Source organism: Pseudomonas sp. ADAK2 (assembly GCF_012935755.1).
GTDB lineage: Bacteria > Pseudomonadota > Gammaproteobacteria > Pseudomonadales > Pseudomonadaceae > Aquipseudomonas.
This window is the reverse complement of sequence record NZ_CP052862.1, coordinates 4,818,178-4,840,716: the sequence shown is the minus strand read 5'-3', so window position 1 is coordinate 4,840,716 and position 22,539 is coordinate 4,818,178. Positions and strand designations below refer to the sequence as shown.

Below are 22,539 nucleotides of genomic sequence, written 5' to 3'. Positions count from 1 at the left end.
ACCCCGAAGGGCTCACACCCTCCGGGGTTGTTGCTTGCACACAACTTACAACTTGGCGATCGACACCTCGGTGGATTTCACGAAGGCGATCACTTCGCTGCCGACCACCAGTTCCAGCTCTTTCACCGAGCGAGTGGTAATGACTGAAGTGACGATGCCAGATGCGGTTTGAACGTCGATTTCCGACAACACGTCACCCAGCACGATTTCCTTGATCGAGCCTTTGAACTGGTTACGAACGTTGATGGCTTTGATAGTCATGATGTTGATTCCTGTCATGGATGAGGCGTGAGTTATTGCGCCCAACGCAGTTGCGTAGGCAATGGTGAAACGGGTTCCGGTTCCGGCGGCTCGCCGGGCAGTGACAGCACGCGATTGAGGACTTCGGTTTCCAGCGCCGCCAGCCGATGGGAGCCACGCACCCGAGGGCGCGGCAACTCCACGTGCAGGTCGAGGCCGACTTCGCCGTCTTCGATCAGGATCACCCGATCGGCAATCGCCACTGCTTCGCTGACGTCGTGGGTCACCAGCAACACGGTAAACCCGTGCTTCTGCCAGAGGCGTTCGATCAGTTGCTGCATTTCAATGCGGGTCAGGGCGTCCAGAGCGCCCAACGGCTCGTCCAGCAGCAGCAAGCGCGGTTGGTGGATCAGCGCGCGGGCCAGGGCCACGCGTTGTTTCTGGCCACCGGACAAGGCCGCTGGCCACTCATTGGCGCGATCCGCCAGGCCCACCGACTCCAACGCGTCCAGGGCTTGTGGCCGCCAGTTGCCCTTGAGTCCGAGGCCGACGTTGTCGATGACCTTTTTCCACGGCAGCAGGCGCGCTTCCTGGAACATTAACCGCGTGTCTTCCCGGGCATCGCTGAGCGGTGCCGAACCGGCCAGCAGTTCGCCGCCCGTTGGTTTGTCGAGGCCGGCAAGCAAGCGCAGCAACGTGCTTTTGCCACAGCCACTGCGTCCGACCACGGCGACGAATTGCCCAGCCGGAATGTGCAGATCGATCTCGCGCAGCACTTGCCGCGAACCAAACGTCTTTTGCAACTTGCGCACCGCCAGCGGAATCCCGCGCAGCAGGCGTGGAGGTTGTTGAGCAGTCATGCGGCACCTCCCTTGGCAACCTGATACGCCGGATGCCAGCGCAACCAAACGCGTTCAAGTCCACGGGCCGCGAGGTCGGCCAGTTTGCCGAGCACCGCGTACAACAGAATCGCCAGCACCACCACGTCGGTCTGCAAGAACTCCCGGGCATTCATTGCCAGGTAGCCGATGCCGGAACTGGCGGAAATGGTTTCCGCGACGATCAAGGTCAACCACATAAACCCGAGGGCGAAACGCACACCGACCAGAATAGAAGGCAACGCACCCGGCAGGATCACCTGACGGAACAGGCTGAAACCGCTCAAGCCGTAACTGCGCGCCATCTCCACCAACGCCGGGTCGACGTTGCGGATGCCGTGATAAGTGTTGAGGTAAATCGGGAACAACGTGCCCAACGCCACGAGGAAAATCTTCGCCGACTCATCGATGCCGAACCACAGGATCACCAGCGGAATCAGCGCCAGGTGCGGCACGTTGCGGATCATCTGCACCGAACTGTCGAGCAGGCGTTCGCCCCATTTCGACAGGCCGGTAATGAAGCCCAGCGCCAGACCGATGCCGCCGCCAATGGTGAAACCGAGCGCCGCACGCCAGCCGCTGATGGCCAGGTGAGTCCAGATTTCGCCGCTGCGCACCAGGCTTACGCCGGCCTCGATCACGGCGATGGGTGCCGGCAGAATCCGCGTCGACAACCAGCCTGCCGACACCGACAACTGCCACACCGCCAGCAGCAACACCGGCAACGCCCAGGGCGCGAGGTTGTGGATAATTCTTTTCATGGCGGCGCCTCAGCTCTGGGACGCGGCTTTGGGAAGAATGTCGTTGGCCACCATCTCGCCGAACGGGCTGACGAAGTTGGCACCTTGGGGTTGTTCCGGGCGTTGCACGTCGATGTGCGGGAACAGCAACTCGGCGACGCGGTAGGCCTCTTCCAGGTGTGGATAACCGGAGAAGATGAACGTGTCGATGCCCAGGTCCGCGTATTCCTTCATCCGCGCGGCCACGGTCGGACCGTCGCCCACCAGCGCCGTACCGGCACCGCCACGCACCAGGCCGACACCGGCCCACAGGTTGGGGCTGACTTCCAGGTTGTCGCGACTGCCGCCATGCAGCGCGGCCATGCGTTGCTGACCGACCGAATCGAAACGCGACAGGGACGCTTGCGCCCGAGCGATGGTTTCGTCGTCCACATGGGAGATCAGTCGATCCGCCGCGGCCCACGCTTCCTCGTTGGTTTCGCGGACGATCACATGCAAGCGAATGCCGAAGCGCACGGTACGACCGAGCTTCGCGGCTTTGGCACGCACTTGTGCAATCTTCTCGGCCACGGCGGCCGGTGGTTCGCCCCAGGTCAGGACCATTTCAACCTGTTCGGCTGCCAGATCCTGAGCCGCTTCCGAAGAACCGCCAAAATACAGCGGCGGACGTGGTTGCTGGATCGGCGGATAAAGCAACTTGGCGCCCTTCACGCTGATGTGCTGACCGTCGTAATCAACGGTTTCGCCTTCGAGCACGCGGCGCCAGATGCGGGTGAATTCCACCGAGGCTTGATAACGCTCTTCGTGGCTGAGGAATAAACCGTCGCCGGCCAATTCATCCGGATCACCACCGGTCACCAGGTTGAACAACGCCCGGCCGCCGGACAGACGATCCAGGGTCGCTGCCTGCCGCGCCGCCACCGTCGGGGAAATGATCCCGGGGCGCAGGGCGACAAGAAACTTCAGACGCTGGGTCACCGGGATCAGCGACGCGGCCACCAGCCACGAGTCTTCGCAAGAACGGCCGGTCGGAATCAACACCCCGCCGAAGCCCAGGCGATCCGCCGCCTGAGCGATCTGTTGCAGGTAACCGTGGTCAACGGCGCGAGCGCCTTCGGCGGTGCCAAGGTAATGGCCGTCGCCGTGGGTAGGCAGGAACCAGAAAATATTGAGGCTCATGGAGTGGTCTCCTTAGGGAATCGAATTACTGCGCTTTGGCAACGGCTGCCGGTGGCGTCCAGATCACGTCTTTGATGCTCAGCGGCTTGGGAATCAGCTTGAGTTGGTAGAAGCTGTCGGCGATTTTCTGCTGCGCGGCCACCACCTCAGGCGTGAGGAACAGCGCGCCGTAGCCTTGGCGTTTCACCGAAGTCAGGGTGATGTCTGCCGGCAGGCCGAGCAGTGGCGAGACTTGTTGGGTCACGTCTTGCGGGTTGGCCTTGGACCATTCGCCGACGGCGCGCACTTCTTCGACGAGGGTCTTGATCACCTCGGGATTTTTCTGCGCGTACGGCTTGGTCGCCAGGTAGAACTGATGGTTGTCGACGATGCCCTGGCCATCGCGCAGGGTGCGCGCTTGCAATTGCTGTTCGGCGGCAGCCTGGTACGGGTCCCAGATTACCCAGGCATCGACGCTGCCACGTTCGAACGCGGCGCGGGCATCGGCGGGTGGCAGAAATACGGTCTGGATATCGGTGTATTTGAGGCCGGCGTCTTCGAGCGCGCGGACCAGCAGGTAGTGGACGTTGGAGCCTTTGTTCAGGACGACTTTCTTGCCCTTGAGCTCCGCCACCGATTTGATCGGTGAGTCTTTCGGCACCAGGATCGCTTCGCTGTGCGGCGCTGGCGGTTCGTAGGCGACGTAGAGCAGATCGGCACCGGCGGCCTGGGCGAAGACTGGCGGAGTTTCGCCGGTGACGCCGAAGTCGATCGAGCCGACGTTCAGGCCTTCCAGCAGTTGCGGCCCGCCCGGGAATTCAGTCCATTGCACGTCGACGCCTTGGGCGGCGAGGCGTTTTTCCAGGGTGCCCTTGGCCTTGAGCAGCACCAGGGTGCCGTACTTTTGATAACCGATCCGAAGGGTCTCGGCTTGTGCTTGAGAAATAACGCCGAAGGACACAGCCGCCACAAACAGGGCGACCAGACCACGACGCAAAATGACAGGGCGCATGGCGCTCTCCTATTTGCTGTTGGGTTTTGGCTGCACCTGCTAGGCCGTTGGCGGCTGAGTAAGGTGAGTGGATCAAATTCGGGACGACTTAAATGCTCCAGCGAGCACTCAACAAACGTTCGTTCAACAGATTCGGGTCGATCGGCTTGGGCCGTCGTGCCATGGCGCTGAAAAACAGTTCCAGCGATTCATTCAGTCGTTGTTCCAGCTCCGGCGCCAGTTGCGCCTGGGCACTGCCTTCGCCGTAAGCGATCTGGCTGTCCACAGCGAAAATCCCGTTGAGCATCTCTTGGGCTTTCAGTGCCGACAGCACCGGTTTGAGCGCGTAATCCACCGCCAGCATGTGGGCGATGCTGCCGCCGGTAGCCATCGGCAACACAACCTTGTGCGCCAGGGCACGCTCGGGCAGCAGATCCAGTACGGTTTTCAGTGCGCCGGAAAACGATGCCTTGTAGACCGGCGTAGCGATCACCAGGCCATCGGCGTTTTCAATCTGTTGCAACAGGTCGATCACCTTCGGGCTGTCGAAGCGTGCGTGCAGCAAGTCTTCGGCCGGGAAGTCCCGTACCTGGTAACTCACCACTTCCACACCTTGTTCCTGCAACCAGCGTTGCGAACGCTCCAGCAACACCCCGGAACGAGAGCGTTGGCTGGGGCTGCCACCGAGTGAGACGACCAGCATTCAGGTGATTCCTTGAGCGTTGTTGGCGGTTCGCAATGTGCGATCTCGCTTTGATGGAAGTGACCTTAACAGGTGATTTATATATCCATAAATCATATTTATTCATTTGGTTATTCTTTATAGAACTATGCGATTCACTGTTCTGCGGGCAAAAAAATAGGCCGTAAAAAACGGCCTGAAATCCCCTGTTGCTCGTTCCCACGCTCTGCGTGGGAATGCATCCATGGACGCTCCGCGTCCAAAGTGACGCGGAGCGTCACGGGCGGCGTTCCCACGCAGAGCGTGGGAACGATCATCAAATCAACGATTCGGCTGCGGCGTCAGACGCAAGTACGGCTTCACCGCGCGGTAGCCCTTGGGAAAGCGTTTCTTGATTTCGTCTTCGTCCTTGAGCGACGGCACGATCACCACTTCATCACCGTCCTGCCAGTTGGCCGGGGTCGCCACTTTGTATTTGTCGGTGAGTTGCAGCGAGTCGATCACCCGCAGGATTTCATGGAAGTTGCGGCCAGTGCTTGCCGGGTAGGTGATGGTCAGCCGCACCTTCTTGTTCGGGTCGATCACGAACAGCGAGCGTACGGTCAGGGTGTCGTTGGCATTTGGGTGAATCAGGTCGTACAGGTCCGAGACCTTGCGATCAGCGTCGGCGAGGATCGGGAAATTGACGATCGTGTTCTGGGTTTCGTTGATGTCATCGATCCACTTGTGGTGCGAGTCTACCGGGTCAACCGACAGGGCGATGGCCTTGACGCCACGGTTGGAGAATTCGTCCTTGAGCTTGGCGGTAAAGCCCAGTTCGGTAGTGCACACCGGGGTGAAGTCTGCCGGATGGGAAAACAGCACGCCCCAGCTATCGCCCAGCCATTCGTGAAAACGGATGGTGCCGGCGCTGGAATCCTGTTCGAAATCGGGGGCGATATCGCCAAGTCTGAGGCTCATGGTGCTGCTCCTGGTGAGTGCTTGTTGAGCTCAACTGTGCCTGTATTCCGAATGAATTAAAAAGAATAAATATAGATTTATTTAGATCATAAGTGAATATTAAAGATCTGTTCACTGGACCTGCGCCGCCATCGAGACCAACATCGCCCACAAGGTTCGAGAAGGCCTTGAGTTGCTGCAAAAGAGGGAAATTTCGGGGCGGGATTACGGGGGTGACTCCGCCTCGGAAACGCAAAAGCCCCGCCCGGCGAGGTGCCGGGCGGGGCTTTTCTTACTCAGGTGTTACTTGAGCGCGCTATTACAGCAGCGGGATCGAGTAGCTGAGGATCAGGCGGTTTTCATCTTGGGAGCGAACGCCCGGGATATCGGTACGCCAGGTCGCATTTTTCCACATGAAGCCAACGTTTTTCAGCGGACCTTCTGGTACTACGTAAGCAACGGTCAGGTCGCGTTCCCATTCAGTGCTGTTGTTACCTGCTGGGACGGTAGCGCTGACGCGGTTAGTGTCGATACCGTCACCACGCAGATAAACCATACCAGCCGTCAAGCCAGGCAAGCCGACCTTGGCGAAATCATACGAGTAGCGAGCCTGCCAGGTTTTCTCGCCGGCACGGCCGAACTTCTGGATTTGCATATCGGTGATGGTGTAGTTCGACGAGCCGTCGCCCTGGTTCAGCCAAGGGAAGTCGCTGCTACCGTTGCTGACCTGGTAACCGCCACCGAAGGTGTGACCGGCAACGGTGTACAGGAACAGGCCGCTGTACAGGTTGTTGTCGACCTTGCCTTTACCGCTGGCAGTGCTGCTGTAGTTACCGGTGCTGTAGTACAACGGATCGGTGCCGTTTTTGCCGTCATCGGAGCTGTTGAAGTAACGCAAGTCGGACTTCAGCACGCCCGGGCCGATGGCCCAGTTGTGAACCAGACCCAGGAAGTGTTGCTTATAGAAATCTTCCAGGTTGCCGTAGTAGTACTGGGCAGTCAGGTCCTTGGTGATTTTGTAGTCACCACCGGCGTAGATGAACTTGTTGCTGTTGGCGGTACGCGGGGACGCACCGTTAATGGACAGGTTCTCGTTGTTGCTGGAGTTACGCCCCTTCACAGCTTCGATCTGACCGCCAACCAGGGTCAGGTCCTTGATTTCGCCGGAAGTGATCTGACCGCCCTGCCAGGTTTGCGGCAGCAGACGACCGTCGTTGGTCACAATCACCGGGTTCTTCGGCTGCAGAGTGCCCAACTTCAATTCGGTCTGGGAGATCTTGGCTTTCGCGGTCAAGCCCAGGCTGGAGAAGTTATCAACCGCTTGGCCGTTGGACTCGCTTGGGAAAACAGTGCCGCCGTAAGCGGTACCAGGACTGCCATTCGCGGCAACGTTGCCGTTAGTGCCGCCGCCCGAATCCAGGCGTACGCCCAGCAGGCCGATGGCGTCGATACCGAAGCCGACGGTGCCTTGGGTGTAACCGGAAATGAAGCGCAAGTCGAAGCCTTGGCCCCACTCTTCGTTTCGACTTGGGCTGGCAGTGCCATCACGGTTATCGGTGTTGATGTAGAAGTTACGCAGACCCAAGGTAGCCTTGCTGTCTTCGATAAAACCGGCGGCGCCTGCCTGCTGCGCCAAAACCCCTACGGCCACAGCCAGGGCCAAGGATGACTTATTCATGTTTCGCTCCTCTCGTTTCTAATTCTTGTGTTCCTGGTCCCGGGTCGAATGCCCTGGATCCTAAGATGCGCGATTAGCGCCAGACCGTGACTGACAAGTCAATCGTAACCTTGTGTGTCTACGACCAAGGTCTAATCGCCGTTATTTGGTCCCTGCAGGGTAATGAATTCTTCATAAACCCAAAAAGAATTATTTCATTCTTTTTAATACCGCAATGGAATATAGCCCTTCACCCCAAAACCGCACCGGGATATCCGGTATCGGCTCATAAGCTAATTACTAAATGGTATTTATTAGCCTTTTTTTAGATCGATTAGCTTTGACGCATCTTCCATACGTCAAACCCTATCGAAAAGGCGACGCCATGATGGCCAAACGCGCACTATCCAGTCAAATTGTTACAGTTTGTATATCGGTTTTATTTTCTTTTGGTGTGCAAGCGGCCAACCTCACAGTGGGTTATCAAACCGGCATCGACCCGAGCAAAGTGCCCCAGGCCGACGGCGTTTACGAGAAAACCATCGGCCAGAAAATCGACTGGCGCCGCTTCAACAGCGGCCCGGAAGTGGTCACCGCCATTGCGTCCGGTGATGTGCAGATCGGTAATCTCGGTTCCAGTCCTCTTGCCGCCGCTGCTTCACGCAACCTGCCGATCGTGGCGTTCATCGTTTCCGCGCAGATCAACGCGTCCGAAGCCCTGGTGGTACGCAACGGCAGCGGCATCGATAAACCGGAAGATCTGATCGGCAAGACCATCGCCACACCCTTCGTTTCCACCTCCCATTACAGCCTGCTCGGCGCGCTGAAGCACTGGGGCCTGGATGCTTCAAAAGTCAAAGTGGTGAACCTGCAACCGGCAGAAATCGCCGCGGCGTGGAAACGTGGCGACATCGATGGCGCGTTTGTCTGGTCGCCGGCGCTGGGGGAAATCCGCAAGACCGGCAAGACCTTGACCGACGCGGCCCAGGTCGGCCAATGGGGTGCGCCGACCTTCGAAGTCTGGGTCGCCCGCAAGGATTACGCCGAGAAACATCCGGAGGTGGTGGCGAAATTCGCCAAGGTCACCCTGGACTCGTTTGCCGACTATGCCGCCCATAAAGACAGCTGGACCGTCGACTCGGTGCCGGTGCAGAAAATCGCCAAACTGACCGGGGCCAATGCCATCGATGTACCGGAATTGCTGGCGGGCTCTACCTTCCCGGACGCCAAGGCGCAGCAGACCACCGCATTGCTCGATGGCGGCACGGCCAAGGCGATTGGCGAGACGGCGAAATTCTTGAAGGAGCAAGGCAAGGTAGAAACGGTGCTGCCGGATTATTCGCCGTATGTCAGCGCAAAGTTCGTACAGGAGTAATGATCGTTCCCACGCTCTGCGTGGGAATGCAGCCCGGGACGCTCCGCGTCCCATCAACAGCCGAACGCAGAGCGTCCGTGGAGGCATTCCCACGCAGAGCGTGGGAACGATCGGTCAGAGGGTCTTTTCGAAGATCTTTGAATTACGCTGATAGTTGTACAGCGATGCCCGCGCCGACGGCAGGCGCTCGACGCTGCTTGGCTCGAAGCCGCGCTCGCGGAACCAGTGCGCGGTGCGAGTGGTGAGCACGAACAAGGTTTTCAGCCCCTGGGCCCGGGCGCGGGTTTCGATCCGCTCCAGCAATTCATCGCCGCGACCGCCATGGCGATATTCCGGGTTCACCGCCAGGCAGGCCAGCTCCCCGGCGTCCGAATCGGCAATCTGATACAGCGCCGCGCAGGCGATGATCATGCCTTCACGCTCGACCACGCTGAACTGCTCGATCTCGCGCTCCAGCACTTCCCGGGAACGTCGCACCAGAATCCCCTGCTCCTCCAGCGGGCTGATCAAATCCAGCAAACCGCCGACGTCTTCAATGGCCGCTTCGCGCACCAGTTCAAATTGCTCCTGGGCCACCAGCGTACCGCCACCATCGCGGGTGAATAGCTCGGTCAGCAGTGCGCCATCTTCGGCGTAGCTGACGATGTGGCTACGTGCAACGCCGCCGCGACAGGCTTCAGCCGCGGCATCCAGCAGTTCGCCCTGATAGTTGCTGCCCAGCCGTTGCAGGTGCGCCGGCACTTGTTGCGGACGCAACTCACGAACCAGACGACCATTTTCATCGATCAAGCCCAGGTCGGCGCCGAACAGCAGCAGTTTGTCCGCGCCCAGGTCGATGGCCGCGCGGGTGGCGACGTCTTCGCAAGCGAGGTTGAAGATTTCACCGGTTGGCGAGTAGCCCAGCGGTGACAGCAGCACGATGGAGCGCTCGTCCAGCAGGCGATTGATGCCCTTGCGATCGACCCGGCGCACTTCGCCGGTGTGGTGATAGTCGACGCCTTCGAGCACGCCGATCGGCCGCGCTGTCACCAGGTTGCCGCTGGCCACCCGCAGGCGCGAGCCCTGCATCGGCGACGAAGCCATGTCCATGGACAGCCGCGCTTCGATGGCGATGCGCAACTGGCCGACCGCATCGATCACGCATTCCAGGGTCGCGGCATCGGTGATGCGCATGCCGTGGTGGTAATGCGGGATCAGGCCGCGAGCCGCGAGACGGGTTTCGATTTGCGGACGGGAACCGTGCACCAGCACCAGTCGCACGCCCAGGCTGTGCAACAGCACCAGGTCGTGGACGATATTGCCGAAGTTCGGATGCTCCACACCGTCGCCGGGCAGCATGACGACGAACGTGCAGTCGCGGTGGGCATTGATGTAAGGAGATGCGTGACGAAGCCAATTAACGTATTCGGGCATGAACCTGGGCCTGTAATAAATAGCAGCCAAAAAATGGGCGAAGCAAAAAAACGCACAGCGGGCTGGTGGTTATCGTCGGAACAGGCTTGGCGACACGCGAGCTCTCCTCATGAATACGGGTTGGGGCACCGGTAATTTATACATTTCTGTAGGAGCTGAGCTTGCTCGCGATAGCGGTGTAACAGCCAACAGTGATGTTGAATGTAATGACGCCATCGCGAGCAAGCTCAGCTCCTACAGGTGTTGCGTTCAATTGGCCAACGTTGGGTTTTGGGCCGGCGTCAGGCAGTAATGTTCAATCAATTGACGTAATAGATGCACGGTAGGCTGCAAACGTGACATTTCGAGGTATTCCCCCGGTTGGTGAGCACAGGCGATGTCGCCCGGGCCGAGCACCAGTGTTTCGCAGCCAAGACGCTGAAGATAAGGCGCTTCGGTGCCGAACGCTACTGCTTCGGCGCGATGGCCGGTGAGCTTTTCCGCGACCCGGACCAATTCCGCGTCCTCGGCCTGCTCGAATGGCGGTACTTCGGGGAACAGCGGCGCGTAGTCGATCTTCACTTGATGCCGTTCGGCAACCGGTTTTAGCCGCGCCAAAATTTCCGCACGCAGGGCTTTGGGGTCCATGCCCGGCAGCGGCCGCAGGTCGAACTCCAGGGAACACTGACCACAGATGCGATTGGGGTTGTCGCCGCCATGAATGCAGCCGAAATTCATCGTCGGCATCGGCACGCCGAACTGCGGATTGCGGAATTCGCGCTGCCACAACAGGCGCAAGCCGCGCAGTTCGCCGATGGCATCGTGCATCGCTTCGAGGGCGCTGTGACCCAGGCGCGGGTCGGAGGAATGGCCGCTCTGCCCGAGGATATCGATGCGCTCCATCATGATGCCTTTGTGCATGCGGATCGGCTTCAGGCCGGTCGGCTCGCCGATCACCGCCGCCCGGCCCAGCGGACGCCCGGCTTCGGCCAGGGCACGGGCCCCGGACATCGAGCTTTCTTCATCGCAGGTGGCGAGGATCAGCAGCGGTTGCTTGAACGGCTGGTCGAGCAGCGGGATGACCGCTTCGATGGCCAGGGCGAAAAAGCCCTTCATGTCGCAGCTACCGAGGCCGACCCAGCGGCCGTCCACCTCGGTCAGTTTCAATGGATCGGTCTGCCACAACGCGCCGTCGAACGGCACGGTGTCGCTGTGCCCTGCCAGCACCAGGCCACCGGGGCCGGAACCGAAACTGGCGAGCAAGTTGAATTTGCCGGGGCTGACCTGCTGGATATCGCAGGCGAAACCCAAATCACCGAGCCAGGTCGCCAGCAGGTCAATCACCGGCCGATTGGTTTGATCCAGGCTCGGCTGGGTACAGCTGACGGACGGTGCGGCGATCAGCGCAGCGAACTGATCTTTCATGGACGGCAAAGGCATCGCTGACTCCAACTCCCGAATTGAAGTCCATCATAGAACCATCCGGCGACAGGAATAAACCGCCGCGGCACGTAGGAACGTTCACTCCTGTACACTGCACGACCTTGGCAGCCACACATTCCCCCGGCTGCGCTCCCGATCCTGGATTTTCCGGCCATGCAGAAAGAAACCGAAATCAAACTCCGCGTCAGCCGCGAAACCCTCGCTGCCCTGCGCGAGCACCCGTTACTGAAAAAACGCAACAAAAGTGGCTGGGAACGCCGTGAGTTGATGAACCAGTACTTCGACACGCCTGAGCGCGACCTGGCCCGCGCCAAGGTTGCCCTGCGCCTGCGCCGCGATGGCGAAGAAGTGATTCAGACCCTCAAAACCCGCGGCCAGAGCGTCGCCGGCCTGTCCGAGCGTAACGAATACGACTGGAACCTGCCCAAAGCCAAGCTCGACGTGAAGAAACTCGACGGCGAATGCTGGCCGGAAGAGCTGGCCGAGCTGGACAAGAAAACCCTGAAAGCCATCTTCACCACCGATTTCGTCCGCGAACGCGCAGAAATCGCCTGGGGGCGCGGCAAGACCAAAGTGGTCATCGAAGCCGCGCTGGACTTCGGCCACGTCGTGGTCGGCAAGCAGAAAGAAGAAATCTGCGAGCTGGAACTGGAACTGCGCGAAGGCGAGCCTGCCGCGCTGCTGGAACTGGCCGCCGAACTGGCCGCGACCCTGGCCCTGATGCCGTGTGACATCAGCAAGGCCGAGCGCGGCTACCGTTTGTACGATGCCAACAGCTATTCGTTGAGCCTGCCGGCGCCGCAAATCACCGCTGAAATGCCGCTGGACGACGCGTTCGCCGCGCTGAGCTGGCACTTGCTCGGCAGCAGCCAGCGTCTGGCTGAGCAATATCGCTTCAACGGCCACTGGCGCCTGTTGCAGGACTGGGTCGAAAACCTAGGCGAACTGCGTGCACTGTTGAGCAGCCTCGGCCAAGCCGCACCGCGTCAGTCGACTCACGACCTGCGCCTTGCGCTGGATGCCTTGCTGGAAGACTGGCGCCCACTGGTGCAAGCCGGCCTGGACGACGAAGACGTGCGCAAAGCCGCGCCGGAGCAGTTCCTAGAAGAACTGCAAGACCCACGCTGGGGCTTGTTCTCGCTGAACACTTCGCGCTGGTTGCTGGCTCGCACCTGGGCTGCCGATCGCAACGTGCGTGGCAATCGCCAGGGCGCTGCGCAATTGGCCAACTGGTTGCCGCGCCTGTTGGGCGAAGAAGCCACATCGCTGCAATTGCAACGCTACCAGCAACAGCCGGAAGATTTGGCCGAGCAACTGCCGCGCATCGAACGCATCCAGGCCTGGATGCACCACGCCCGCGGCGTGCTGGATATTCCGGAAATGGATCGCCTGTACGGTGAGCTGAACAAGCTGGCACAACTGGCCAACGAGCCGATCACCGACGAAAGCCTGGATGCGCGTAAGCAGCAGGCAATTGCCGTGTATCAGAACCGTGCCTGGAAAATGTTGCTGCGTATGTAACACCGCCTTCGCGCCCACATGATCGTTCCCACGCGGAGCGTGGTAACGATCAGCGTAGGGTCACCGCAACACCGGTAGACTCGTCGTCGACTTGATCTCCGACAACGCCACAATCGAATTCACCTCCTGAATCCCCGGCACCATCGACAGCTTCTCGAAGAAGAAGCGCTCATACGCCTCGATGTCCGCCGTGACAATCCGCAACAAGAAATCCACCGACCCCATCAGCACATAACATTCCAGCACTTCGGGAAAGCCGCGAATCGCCTCGGTGAACTCAGTGAAGTTCGAACGGCCGTGGGCGTTGAGTTTGATCTCGGCGAAGATCTGCGTGTTCAGGCCGATTTTCTTGCGGTCCAGCAACGTCACCTGGCCGCGAATGATCCCCTCCTCCTTCATCCGCTGAATCCGCCGCCAGCACGGCGACTGCGACAGCCCGACCTGTTCGGCGATCTGCGCACTGGAAAGCGAAGCGTCCTCTTGCAGCAACGCGAGAATCTTGCGGTCGTAGCCATCCAGCTCGGCGTGCATAGAAAAACCCTTGATTGATCACTTGTTGAATCAAACGATTCGATATTCCGGTAATACGCCCGATCATAGCCAAGAAATGCCCGGCACCGAATGTAAAAATTCCTCCAGTGATTTTGGAGCCCGAACCATGCCGCATTTAGAAGCCGTGAACACCCCAACGACCCGCGCCGACGTGTGGAATGTCAGCAACGCCCATTGCCGCGTGCAGTACCAACTGCTCGCCGAGGCCGAGCCGGATCTGCTATGCCGCGCACTCAACCTGTTCGCTTTGCAGTTCCTGACTCCGGAACAGGTCAACGTGCAGCGCATGGACGATCTGCTGTCGCTCGACATCGTCATCGACGGCCTGAGCTGGCACCGTGCCGAAGTGATCGCGGAAAAACTTCGTAACCTGATCAGCGTCTGTTCGGTGAACCTGCAAAGTGCCGATTCTGCGTGGGATGAGCAGGCGCAAGCGGCCGGCTGAAAGAACTGGAAACGCCTTCGTCGGGTAGTGGCCCAACGGTCAGCGGGTCCGCGACTATCCTTTGCACACTGCGGTCTAGATCGCTGTTTGCAGGATTGTTCAAAAGGAACCCGCATGTCCGTTCAACTTGCCACTCAGGACCGCTGGCTGGATCTCAATGATTTGCTGCGAGAACTGGTCGCCCAGGGCTTTATCAACCAGGATTCGGCCGAGCTCGCGCTCAACGCCCGCCGCCGGCATGCCGCCAATGGCCAGTTGCACCCGTTGGAGTTTATTGCCAGCCAACACCTGGACGACCTCAGCCGTCCCGGCAAACACCTCGACCTGGAAAGCCTGACCTTGTGGTTGTCGCAACAGGCTGGTCAGCCGTACTTGCGCATCGATCCGCTGAAGATCAACGTCGCGGCCATCACGCCGCTGATGTCCTACGCCTTCGCCCAGCGCCACAAAATCCTCGCCGTCTCGATCGACCGCGATGCGGTGACCGTGGCCAGCGCCCAGCCCTACGTCACGGGCTGGGAAGCCGACCTGACCCACGTGCTGAAGCTGCCGATCAAGCGCGTGGTGGCCAACCCGGTGGACATCCAGCGCTTCAGCGTGGAATTTTTCCGCCTGGCCAAATCGGTCAGCGGCGCCACCAATGCCGATCAGCAGACCAGTACCCTCGGCAACTTCGAACAACTGCTCAACCTCGGCGCCAGCGATCAGGAGCCGGACGCCAACGATGCGCACATCGTCAACATCGTCGACTGGCTGTTCCAGTACGCATTCCAGCAGCGCGCCAGCGATATCCACATCGAACCCCGGCGCGAGCAAGGCACGGTGCGGTTTCGCATCGACGGCGTGCTGCACAACGTCTATCAATTCCCGCCTCAGGTGACCATGGCCATCGTCAGCCGCCTGAAAAGCCTGGGCCGGATGAACGTCGCGGAAAAGCGCAAACCCCAGGACGGCCGGGTCAAGACCAAGACCCCGGACGGCGGCGAGGTCGAGCTGCGGCTGTCGACCTTGCCCACGGCGTTCGGCGAAAAAATGGTCATGCGGATCTTCGACCCGGAAGTGCTGCTCAAGGACTTCGACCAGCTTGGGTTTTCAGTCGATGACCTGCGGCGCTGGCAAGACATGACCCGCCAGCCCAACGGCATCATCCTGGTGACCGGGCCAACCGGTTCGGGCAAGACCACCACCCTTTATACGACCCTGAAGAAACTGGCGACACCGGAGGTCAACCTCTGCACCATCGAGGACCCGATCGAAATGGTCGAGCCGGCGTTCAATCAGATGCAGGTCCAGCACAACATCGACCTGACTTTCGCCGCCGGCGTGCGCGCGCTGATGCGGCAGGACCCGGACATCATCATGATCGGCGAGATCCGCGACCTCGAGACCGCCGAAATGGCGATCCAGGCCGCGCTCACCGGTCACCTCGTGCTCTCGACCCTGCACACCAACGACGCGCCGAGCGCCATCAGCCGCCTGCTCGAACTCGGCGTGCCGCATTACCTGATCAAGGCCACGGTGCTCGGGGTCATGGCCCAGCGTCTGGTCCGTACCTTGTGCCCACATTGCAAGGCGCCGCTGACCCTGGGCGAAGACGATTGGCAAACCCTGACCCGGCCCTGGCAAGCCCCGCTACCCAACAACGCCCATCGCGCCATCGGTTGCCTGGAATGCCGCGACACCGGCTATCGCGGCCGCGCCGGGGTCTACGAAATCATGCAACTGACCGACAGCGTCAAGGCACTGATCACTCCCGATACCGACTTACTGGCGATCCGGCGCCAGGCGTTCAAGGAAGGCATGCGCAGCTTGCGGCTATCGGGGGCGCAGAAAGTCGCGGCGGGGCTGACGACGATTGAGGAGGTGTTGCGGGTGACGCCGCAGAGTGAGCAGAAATGAAACCTTTTATTCCTCCTGTTGATGCAACGGGCGACTAAGCGGTTCTGCTAGCCGACCCGCACCGCTACACTGCTGCCATCGCTTTTACATCAACAGGGAATCGTTATGCAGATCGGTAGTGTGCTTTTACTGTTTGTCGGCCTGGTCGTCGTCATTTTGTTCATGGGCTTCAAGGTCGTGCCGCAGGGTTATCAGTGGACGGTCGAGCGTTTCGGGCGTTACACCAACACCCTCAAGCCGGGCCTGAACATCATCATTCCGGTGATGGACCGCATCGGTCGCAAGATCAACGTGATGGAAAGCGTACTGGATATTCCGCCCCAGGAAGTCATCACCGCCGATAACGCCACGGTGCAGATCGATGCGGTGTGTTTCTTCCAGGTGGTCAACACCGCCCAGGCCGCCTACGAGGTGAACAACCTCGAGCACGCCGTGCGCAACCTGCTGCAAACCAATATCCGCACAGTGCTTGGCTCCATGGAGCTGGACGCGATGCTCAGTCAGCGCGACAACATCAACGAAAAACTGCTGCGCACGGTCGATGAAGCGACGGCGCCGTGGGGCATCAAGATCACCCGGATCGAGATCAAGGACATCAGCCCGCCGGCTGACCTGATGGCCGCCATGTCCGGCCAGATGAAAGCCGAGCGGATCAAGCGTGCGCAAATCCTCGAAGCAGAAGGCCTGCGGGCTGCCGCGATCCTGACCGCCGAAGGCAAGAAACAGGCGCAGATTTTGGAAGCCGAAGGTAGTCGTCAGGCCGCTTTCCTGGAATCCGAAGCCCGGGAACGTCAGGCTGAAGCCGAAGCCCAGGCCACCAAAGTGGTATCTGAAGCCATCGCAAGCGGCAACGTGCAGGCGGTGAACTACTTCGTCGCGCAGAAATACATCGATGCCCTGGGCAAACTGGCCTCGGCCAATAACAGCAAAGTGATCCTGATGCCGCTTGAGGCCAGCTCGATGATTGGAGCGGTCGGCGGCATCGGCGAAATCGTCAAGGCCACGTTCGACAACAAGAAAGCCTGAGGCGCGCCATGTGGGCATTTCTGCAACATTTATCGTTCTGGGACTGGCTGGCCTTCGGCACGGTGCTGCTGATTCTTGAAGTATTCGGCGCTGGCGGCTATCTGCTGTGGATCGGCATGGCGGCGGCAGCCGTTGGCGTGCTGACCTTTGTGCTGCCCGGCCTGTCATGGGAGATGCAATTTCTGCTGTTCGGCCTGCTCTCGATCGCCACCGCCGTGTACTGGTGGCGACGCCAGCGCAGTGCCGTGAGGGAGAGTGATCAGCCGAACCTCAACCTGCGTGGGCAGGAGCTGATCGGCAGAACCTTCGTAGTGCATGAAGCGATTGTCGACGGTCGCGGCAAGATCAAAGTCGCCGATGGCGTGTGGATGGCGCGCGGGCCAGACGCCGCGCTGGGCAGCCGCGTTCGCGTGGTCAGTCAGCAAGGGGCGATTCTGCTGGTGGAACCGGCTGACTGAGCGGTCACGGAACTCGATTGGGTAAATGACGATCCAACCCCGTAGTTAACCCAGTGGAGTCACCCCTATGCGTCTCAAACTTGCTGTCGCTACCCTTGCCTTGCTGTCCCTCCCCGTTGGTTCAGCCATGGCCGACAGCTTTTGGCGTAACGTCATTTCGTCCGGTGCGACCACCGGTTCGACTTACCTGACCTTCAAGGATCACAAGCTGATCGTCGCGGCCCAGGACGATGCCGGCAGTTTTGTCGCCAGTGACGGCGGCATCCGTGGCCCTTACCTGGAAGCGGCAATGCAGAAAGTCCGTGCCGACAACCCGGGTCTGCAAGCCACGGACATGGAGCTGGCGAACGCGATCCTGGCGAAGAATGCCGTCGCTTCGGACTAAGCTTCTTGCTGAACAAAAATGCCGCTCACATGAGCGGCATTTTTTCGCCCGCATTATCTGTAGGAGCGAGGCTTGCCCGCGAAAGCAGTGAGTCAGTCGATATAAATGTTGAAGGTTAAATCGCTTTCGCGGGCAAGCCTCGCTCCTACAGGGACGGGGGTTGTCAGCGGTAATCGTCTACCGGGACGCAAGCGCAAAACAGATTGCGATCGCCGTAGACGTTATCCACCCGGTTCACCGCCGGCCAATACTTGTGGGCCTTGGTGTGCGCATCCGGCGTCACCGCTTGCTCGATGCTGTAAGGCCGTTCCCACACACCGGTGATGTCCGCCAGGGTATGCGGCGCGCGCTTCAGCGGATTGTCTTCCGGGTCCCAATTACCGTTTTGCACCTCGGTGATTTCGGCGCGGATGCTCAGCATTGCGCCGATAAAGCGGTCCAGCTCCGCCTTGGATTCGCTCTCGGTCGGCTCGACCATCAACGTCCCCGGCACCGGGAAAGACATGGTCGGCGCATGGAAGCCGTAATCCATCAGGCGCTTGGCCACGTCTTCTTCGCTGATCCCGGTCAGCGCCTTGAGCGGCCGCAGATCGAGAATGCATTCGTGGGCCACCCGCTCGTTACGCCCGGTGTAGAGCACCGGGAAGGCGCCGGATAAATGCTGCGCCAGGTAATTCGCCGCCAGAATCGCCACCTCACTGGCGTCCGCCAGTTGCGGGCCCATCATGGCGATGTACATCCAGCTGATCGGCAAAATGCTCGCGCTGCCCCAAGGCGCGGCACTGACGGCACCGTTCTGCGGTTGCGGGCCGTCGATCGGCACTACCGGGTGATTGGCCACGAACGGCGCCAGATGCGCCCGCACGCCAATCGGCCCCATGCCGGGCCCGCCACCGCCGTGGGGAATGCAGAAGGTTTTGTGCAGGTTCATGTGCGACACGTCGGCGCCAATATCGGCCGGTCGCGCCAAACCCACCTGAGCGTTGAGGTTGGCGCCATCCATGTAAACCTGGCCGCCGTGGCTGTGGATAACTTCACAGATTTCGCTGATGCCTTCCTCGTACACACCGTGAGTTGAAGGATACGTCGCCATCAGGGCGGCGAGTTTTTCCCCCGCCGCCGCGGCTTTGTCCTTCAAGTCCTCCAGATCGACGTTGCCCGCCTCGTCGCACTCGACGATCACCACGCGCATGCCGGCCATTTGTGCCGAGGCCGGGTTGGTGCCGTGGGCCGAGGATGGAATCAGGCAAATGTCTCGGCCACCCTGATGGCGGCTCTCGTGGTATTTGCGGATTGCCAGCAACCCGGCGTACTCGCCTTGGGCGCCGGAGTTGGGCTGCATGCAGATCGCATCGAAACCGGTAATTGCGCAGAGCCAGCGCTCCAGTTCCTCGATCATCAACGCGTAACCGACCGCCTGCTCCCTGGGCACAAACGGGTGCAGGTTGGCGAATGGCGGCCAGGTGATCGGGATCATTTCGCTGGTGGCGTTGAGTTTCATGGTGCAGGAACCGAGCGGGATCATCGACTGGTTCAGTGCCAGATCCTTGTTTTCCAGCTGCTTGAGGTAACGCAGCATTTCGGTTTCGCTGTGATGGGCACTGAACACCGGATGACGCAGATATGGCGTGCTGCGCAGTAACCCGTCAGGAATGCCGGATACCAGGATTTCAGCATCCAGTTCGTCGACGTTGAGCCCATGATCGGCGCCGAGGAACACATCGAACAGCCTCGCCACTGTCCTTTCGTCACAGGTTTCATCAAGGCTCAGGCCCAATTGTCCTCGGCCGAGAATGCGCAAGTTGATCTGTGCGGCCTGGGCGCTTTCGATGATCGCCGTTTGAGCGCCGCCAACTTCGAGGGTCAGGGTGTCGAAGAACTGCTTGTTAAGCCGGGTAATGCCGTGGCGTTCCAGGCCGGCAGCAAGAATGCAGGTCAGCCGATGCACACGTTGGGCAATCCGTTTCAACCCTTCCGGGCCGTGATAAACCGCATAAAAACTGGCGATATTGGCCAGCAGCACTTGGGCGGTGCAGATGTTCGAGTTGGCCTTCTCGCGGCGAATATGTTGCTCGCGGGTTTGCAGGGCCATGCGCAGGGCGACGTTGCCACGGGCATCTTTCGACACGCCGATGATTCGCCCCGGAATCGCCCGTTTGTACTCATCACGACTGGCAAAAAACGCCGCGTGTGGGCCGCCGTAACCCATGGGCACGCCAAAGCGCTGGGAGGAACCGAACACCACATCGGCGCCCAATTCCCCCGGCGGCGTCAGCAACAACAGACTCAGCAGATCGGTCGCAACGCAGGCCAGCGCCTGCTGGGAGTGCAGATGATCAATCAGCGGCCGCAAATCGCGGATTTCGCCGTGGGTGTCGGGGTACTGCAGCAATGCGCCGAAAACCTCGTGCTGCTTCAAGTTATCCACAGCGTCGATGATCAATTCAAAACCAAAACCCTCGGCCCGGGTCTGCACCACGGAAATGGTTTGCGGATGGCAGTTCTCGTCGACGAAAAACAGATTGCTCTTGGACTTCGCGACCCGCTTGGCCAGGGCCATGGCTTCCGCCGCAGCGGTGGCTTCGTCCAGCAGCGAGGCGTTGGCCAACTCCAGGCCCGTGAGGTCGATGGTCAGTTGCTGGAAATTGAGCAGCGCTTCGAGCCGGCCCTGGGCAATCTCTGGCTGATAAGGCGTGTAGGCGGTGTACCAACCGGGATTTTCCAGCACGTTGCGCAGGATCACAGTCGGGGTAAGGGTGCCGTGATAACCCATGCCGATCAGGCTGGTCCAGACCTGGTTCTGTTCGGCATAGCCGCGCAGTTTGGCCAGTGCGGCCTCTTCGTCGAGCGCCGGCGGCAGGTCCAATTCACGGTTGAGGCGAATACCCGGCGGCACGGTCTGTTCGATCAGCTCGACCCGGCTGCCAACACCGAGGCTGTCGAGCATCGCCTGCTGCTCGGCGGCATCGGGCCCCAAGTGGCGGCGCAGGAAGGCATTGGGGTCGCGTAACTGGCTCAAGGACGGCAACTGGGACATGACGGGCTCTCTCTTGACTGGCGCTCGGCGTCGATGCAACACGGTCAAACCAGCATAGCAGTCGATATTGCGCAGCTTTGGGCCAGAGTCCCGAAAACCAAAAAGCCCCGACAGGTCGGGGCTTTGGGTGGAGCCTGAATGCTTACTCGCCGATTGCGGCTTTGTAGCCAGCCGCGTCGAGCAGCTTGTCCAGTTCAGCCGGGTTGCTTGGCTTGAGCTTGAAGATCCATGCACCGTACGGGTCGGTGTTGAGTGCTTCAGGCGAACCGCCCAGGTCTTCGTTGATCGCGATCACTTCACCGGAAATCGGGGAGTAGATGTCGGAAGCGGCTTTAACCGACTCGACCACACCGGATTGATCGCCGGCAGCAAACACTTTGCCCACTTCGGTCAGTTCAACGAACACCACGTCGCCCAAGGCTTCCTGAGCGTGATCGCTGATGCCCACGGTGACGGTGCCATCGGCTTCCAGACGCGCCCATTCATGACTTTCGGCGAAACGCAGGTCGGCAGGGATATCGCTCATGTTCAGTGTCCTCAAGAAGAATGTCAGCGGTCGATGCCCGCCAGAAAAGTTTAAATCAAGGTTTTGCCATGGCGTACGAAGGTCGGTTTGACCACTCGGACCGGGTACCACTTGCCACGGATTTCCACTTCTGCGCGGTCGGCGGTCGCCATCGGCACGCGCGCCAGTGCAATCGACTTGCTAAGCGTAGGAGAGAAACTACCACTGGTGATCTCCCCTTCGCCAACATTGGCGATACGGACCACTTGATGGGCGCGCAAAACCCCGCGCTCCTCAAGGACCAGACCGACCAGTTTGTGCTGTACGCCGTTGGCTTTTTCGGCTTCCAGGGCCGCGCGACCGATGAACTGGCGAGTGGCCGGTTCCCAGGCAATGCTCCAGGCCATATTGGAGGCCAACGGTGAGACATCTTGATGAATGTCCTGACCGTAGAGGTTCATCCCGGCCTCGACCCGCAAGGTATCCCGGGCGCCAAGGCCGATGGGCGAGATGCCCGCGCCGACCAGATCGTTGAAGAAGCCAGGCGCCTGATCGGCTGGCAAAACGATTTCCAACCCGTCTTCGCCGGTGTAACCGGTGCGCGCGATAAACCAGTCACCGTCGGACCGGCCTTCGAAAGGCTTGAGGATCTGAATAAGGTTGCCGCGAGACTGCGTGACCAACTCGGCAATCTTGTGCCGGGCGTGAGGACCTTGAATGGCCAGCATCGCCAATTCGGAACGCTCGTGGAGTTGGACGTTGAAGGCGCCGACATGCGCCTGCATCCAGGCCAGGTCCTGACCCCGGGTGGAGGCGTTGACCACCAGGCGATAGCCGTCATCGAGACGGTAGACGAGCATGTCGTCGACGATGCCGCCGCGCACATTGAGCATGGTGCTGTACAAGGCACGGCCGGGGCTGTGCAGGCGTTCGACGTCATTGGCCAGCAACTGCTGGAGCCAGGCCTTGGCCTGGGGGCCGTCGACATCGATCACGGTCATGTGGGATACATCGAAAACCCCGCAATCGCGACGCACCTGGTGGTGTTCCTCGACCTGCGAGCCGTAATGCAGTGGCATATCCCAACCGCCAAAATCGACCATCTTCGCGCCGAGGGCGAGATGAAGGTCATACAGAGGCGTACGCTGTCCCATGGGTTTCTCCTTCCGGGCGTGGCGAGGGTGCGGACAGGCACTGCACGGGGTGAAAGCCTTGA

Annotated in this window: 21 protein-coding genes; 7 read left to right on the top strand and 14 right to left on the bottom strand. The window is 60.2% G+C overall.

Annotated elements, in window-relative coordinates; genetic code table 11:
• Window positions 1-45 precede the first annotated feature (45 nt).
• The 8 genes from HKK52_RS22195 to HKK52_RS22160 all read right to left on the bottom strand — a co-directional run bounded on the left by HKK52_RS22195 (window position 46) and on the right by HKK52_RS22160 (window position 7,306).
• Window positions 46-261 carry a TOBE domain-containing protein gene (locus tag HKK52_RS22195; protein ID WP_003229256.1) on the bottom strand — a complete coding sequence of 72 codons (216 nt, stop codon included), beginning with the start codon at window positions 259-261 and terminating at the stop codon, window positions 46-48.
• 32 nt (window positions 262-293) lie between these two features.
• A complete protein-coding gene (gene ssuB / locus HKK52_RS22190; RefSeq protein WP_169372590.1) occupies window positions 294-1,100 on the bottom strand; it encodes an aliphatic sulfonates ABC transporter ATP-binding protein in 807 nt (268 codons plus the stop codon).
• A complete protein-coding gene (gene ssuC / locus HKK52_RS22185) occupies window positions 1,097-1,879 on the bottom strand; it encodes an aliphatic sulfonate ABC transporter permease SsuC (RefSeq protein WP_133835504.1) in 783 nt (260 codons plus the stop codon). Before ssuC ends, ssuB begins: the two co-directional genes overlap by 4 nt.
• 9 nt (window positions 1,880-1,888) lie before the next feature.
• Window positions 1,889-3,037 carry an FMNH2-dependent alkanesulfonate monooxygenase gene (gene ssuD, locus HKK52_RS22180; RefSeq protein ID WP_054044581.1) on the bottom strand — a complete coding sequence of 383 codons (1,149 nt, stop codon included), beginning with the start codon at window positions 3,035-3,037 and terminating at the stop codon, window positions 1,889-1,891.
• 25 nt (window positions 3,038-3,062) lie between these two features.
• Window positions 3,063-4,028 (bottom strand): sulfonate ABC transporter substrate-binding protein, encoded by a 966-nt coding sequence (locus tag HKK52_RS22175; protein WP_169372589.1) that lies wholly within the window; start codon window positions 4,026-4,028, stop codon window positions 3,063-3,065.
• Window positions 4,029-4,116: 88 nt separating this feature from the next.
• Entirely contained in the window at window positions 4,117-4,710 is a 594-nt protein-coding gene (ssuE, locus tag HKK52_RS22170) for an NADPH-dependent FMN reductase (RefSeq protein ID WP_169372588.1), read from the bottom strand.
• Window positions 4,711-5,010: 300 nt separating this feature from the next.
• Entirely contained in the window at window positions 5,011-5,649 is a 639-nt protein-coding gene (locus HKK52_RS22165; protein WP_169372587.1) for a peroxiredoxin, read from the bottom strand.
• A gap of 298 nt (window positions 5,650-5,947) precedes the next feature.
• Window positions 5,948-7,306, bottom strand: coding sequence for an OprD family porin (locus tag HKK52_RS22160; RefSeq protein ID WP_169372586.1), 1,359 nt, complete (start codon window positions 7,304-7,306; stop codon window positions 5,948-5,950).
• 364 nt (window positions 7,307-7,670) lie between these two features.
• Here HKK52_RS22160 and tauA point away from each other — a divergent pair, with 364 nt between their 5' ends.
• On the top strand, window positions 7,671-8,660 hold the full coding sequence (gene tauA, locus HKK52_RS22155) for a taurine ABC transporter substrate-binding protein (RefSeq protein ID WP_169372585.1): 990 nt from the start codon (window positions 7,671-7,673) through the stop codon (window positions 8,658-8,660).
• Window positions 8,661-8,774: 114 nt separating this feature from the next.
• Here the strand turns inward: tauA and argA are convergent, their stop codons facing one another.
• Together argA and argE are read right to left on the bottom strand one after the other, a co-directional pair.
• Complete coding sequence (gene argA, locus HKK52_RS22150) at window positions 8,775-10,073, bottom strand: amino-acid N-acetyltransferase (RefSeq protein ID WP_123509749.1); 1,299 nt, start codon at window positions 10,071-10,073, stop codon at window positions 8,775-8,777.
• Window positions 10,074-10,322: 249 nt separating this feature from the next.
• Complete coding sequence (gene argE, locus HKK52_RS22145; RefSeq protein WP_169372584.1) at window positions 10,323-11,492, bottom strand: acetylornithine deacetylase; 1,170 nt, start codon at window positions 11,490-11,492, stop codon at window positions 10,323-10,325.
• 156 nt (window positions 11,493-11,648) lie between these two features.
• Here argE and HKK52_RS22140 point away from each other — a divergent pair, with 156 nt between their 5' ends.
• Entirely contained in the window at window positions 11,649-13,016 is a 1,368-nt protein-coding gene (locus HKK52_RS22140) for a CYTH domain-containing protein (protein WP_149660244.1), read from the top strand.
• Between the two features lie 60 nt (window positions 13,017-13,076).
• Here the strand turns inward: HKK52_RS22140 and HKK52_RS22135 are convergent, their stop codons facing one another.
• Window positions 13,077-13,547, bottom strand: a complete 471-nt coding sequence (locus tag HKK52_RS22135) for an Lrp/AsnC family transcriptional regulator (protein ID WP_109502952.1) — start codon at window positions 13,545-13,547, stop codon at window positions 13,077-13,079.
• Window positions 13,548-13,674: 127 nt separating this feature from the next.
• Between HKK52_RS22135 and HKK52_RS22130 the strand changes: the two genes are divergently transcribed.
• The 5 genes from HKK52_RS22130 to HKK52_RS22110 all read left to right on the top strand — a co-directional run bounded on the left by HKK52_RS22130 (window position 13,675) and on the right by HKK52_RS22110 (window position 17,781).
• On the top strand, window positions 13,675-14,013 hold the full coding sequence (locus tag HKK52_RS22130) for a hypothetical protein (RefSeq protein ID WP_169372583.1): 339 nt from the start codon (window positions 13,675-13,677) through the stop codon (window positions 14,011-14,013).
• A 114-nt stretch (window positions 14,014-14,127) separates the two neighbouring features.
• Window positions 14,128-15,912, top strand: coding sequence for a GspE/PulE family protein (locus HKK52_RS22125; protein WP_169372582.1), 1,785 nt, complete (start codon window positions 14,128-14,130; stop codon window positions 15,910-15,912).
• 105 nt (window positions 15,913-16,017) lie between these two features.
• Window positions 16,018-16,938 (top strand): SPFH domain-containing protein, encoded by a 921-nt coding sequence (locus HKK52_RS22120; RefSeq protein WP_169372581.1) that lies wholly within the window; start codon window positions 16,018-16,020, stop codon window positions 16,936-16,938.
• An 8-nt stretch (window positions 16,939-16,946) separates the two neighbouring features.
• A complete protein-coding gene (locus tag HKK52_RS22115) occupies window positions 16,947-17,396 on the top strand; it encodes an NfeD family protein (protein WP_169372580.1) in 450 nt (149 codons plus the stop codon).
• A gap of 67 nt (window positions 17,397-17,463) precedes the next feature.
• Window positions 17,464-17,781 (top strand): DUF2388 domain-containing protein, encoded by a 318-nt coding sequence (locus HKK52_RS22110; protein ID WP_123403978.1) that lies wholly within the window; start codon window positions 17,464-17,466, stop codon window positions 17,779-17,781.
• Window positions 17,782-17,944: 163 nt separating this feature from the next.
• Here the strand turns inward: HKK52_RS22110 and gcvP are convergent, their stop codons facing one another.
• From gcvP to gcvT, 3 genes are all read right to left on the bottom strand, one after another.
• Complete coding sequence (gene gcvP / locus HKK52_RS22105) at window positions 17,945-20,818, bottom strand: aminomethyl-transferring glycine dehydrogenase (protein WP_169372579.1); 2,874 nt, start codon at window positions 20,816-20,818, stop codon at window positions 17,945-17,947.
• 142 nt (window positions 20,819-20,960) lie between these two features.
• Window positions 20,961-21,344, bottom strand: coding sequence for a glycine cleavage system protein GcvH (gene gcvH / locus HKK52_RS22100; RefSeq protein WP_169372578.1), 384 nt, complete (start codon window positions 21,342-21,344; stop codon window positions 20,961-20,963).
• Window positions 21,345-21,394: 50 nt separating this feature from the next.
• Window positions 21,395-22,477, bottom strand: coding sequence for a glycine cleavage system aminomethyltransferase GcvT (gcvT, locus tag HKK52_RS22095; RefSeq protein WP_169372577.1), 1,083 nt, complete (start codon window positions 22,475-22,477; stop codon window positions 21,395-21,397).
• Between the last annotated feature and the right edge of the window lie 62 nt (window positions 22,478-22,539).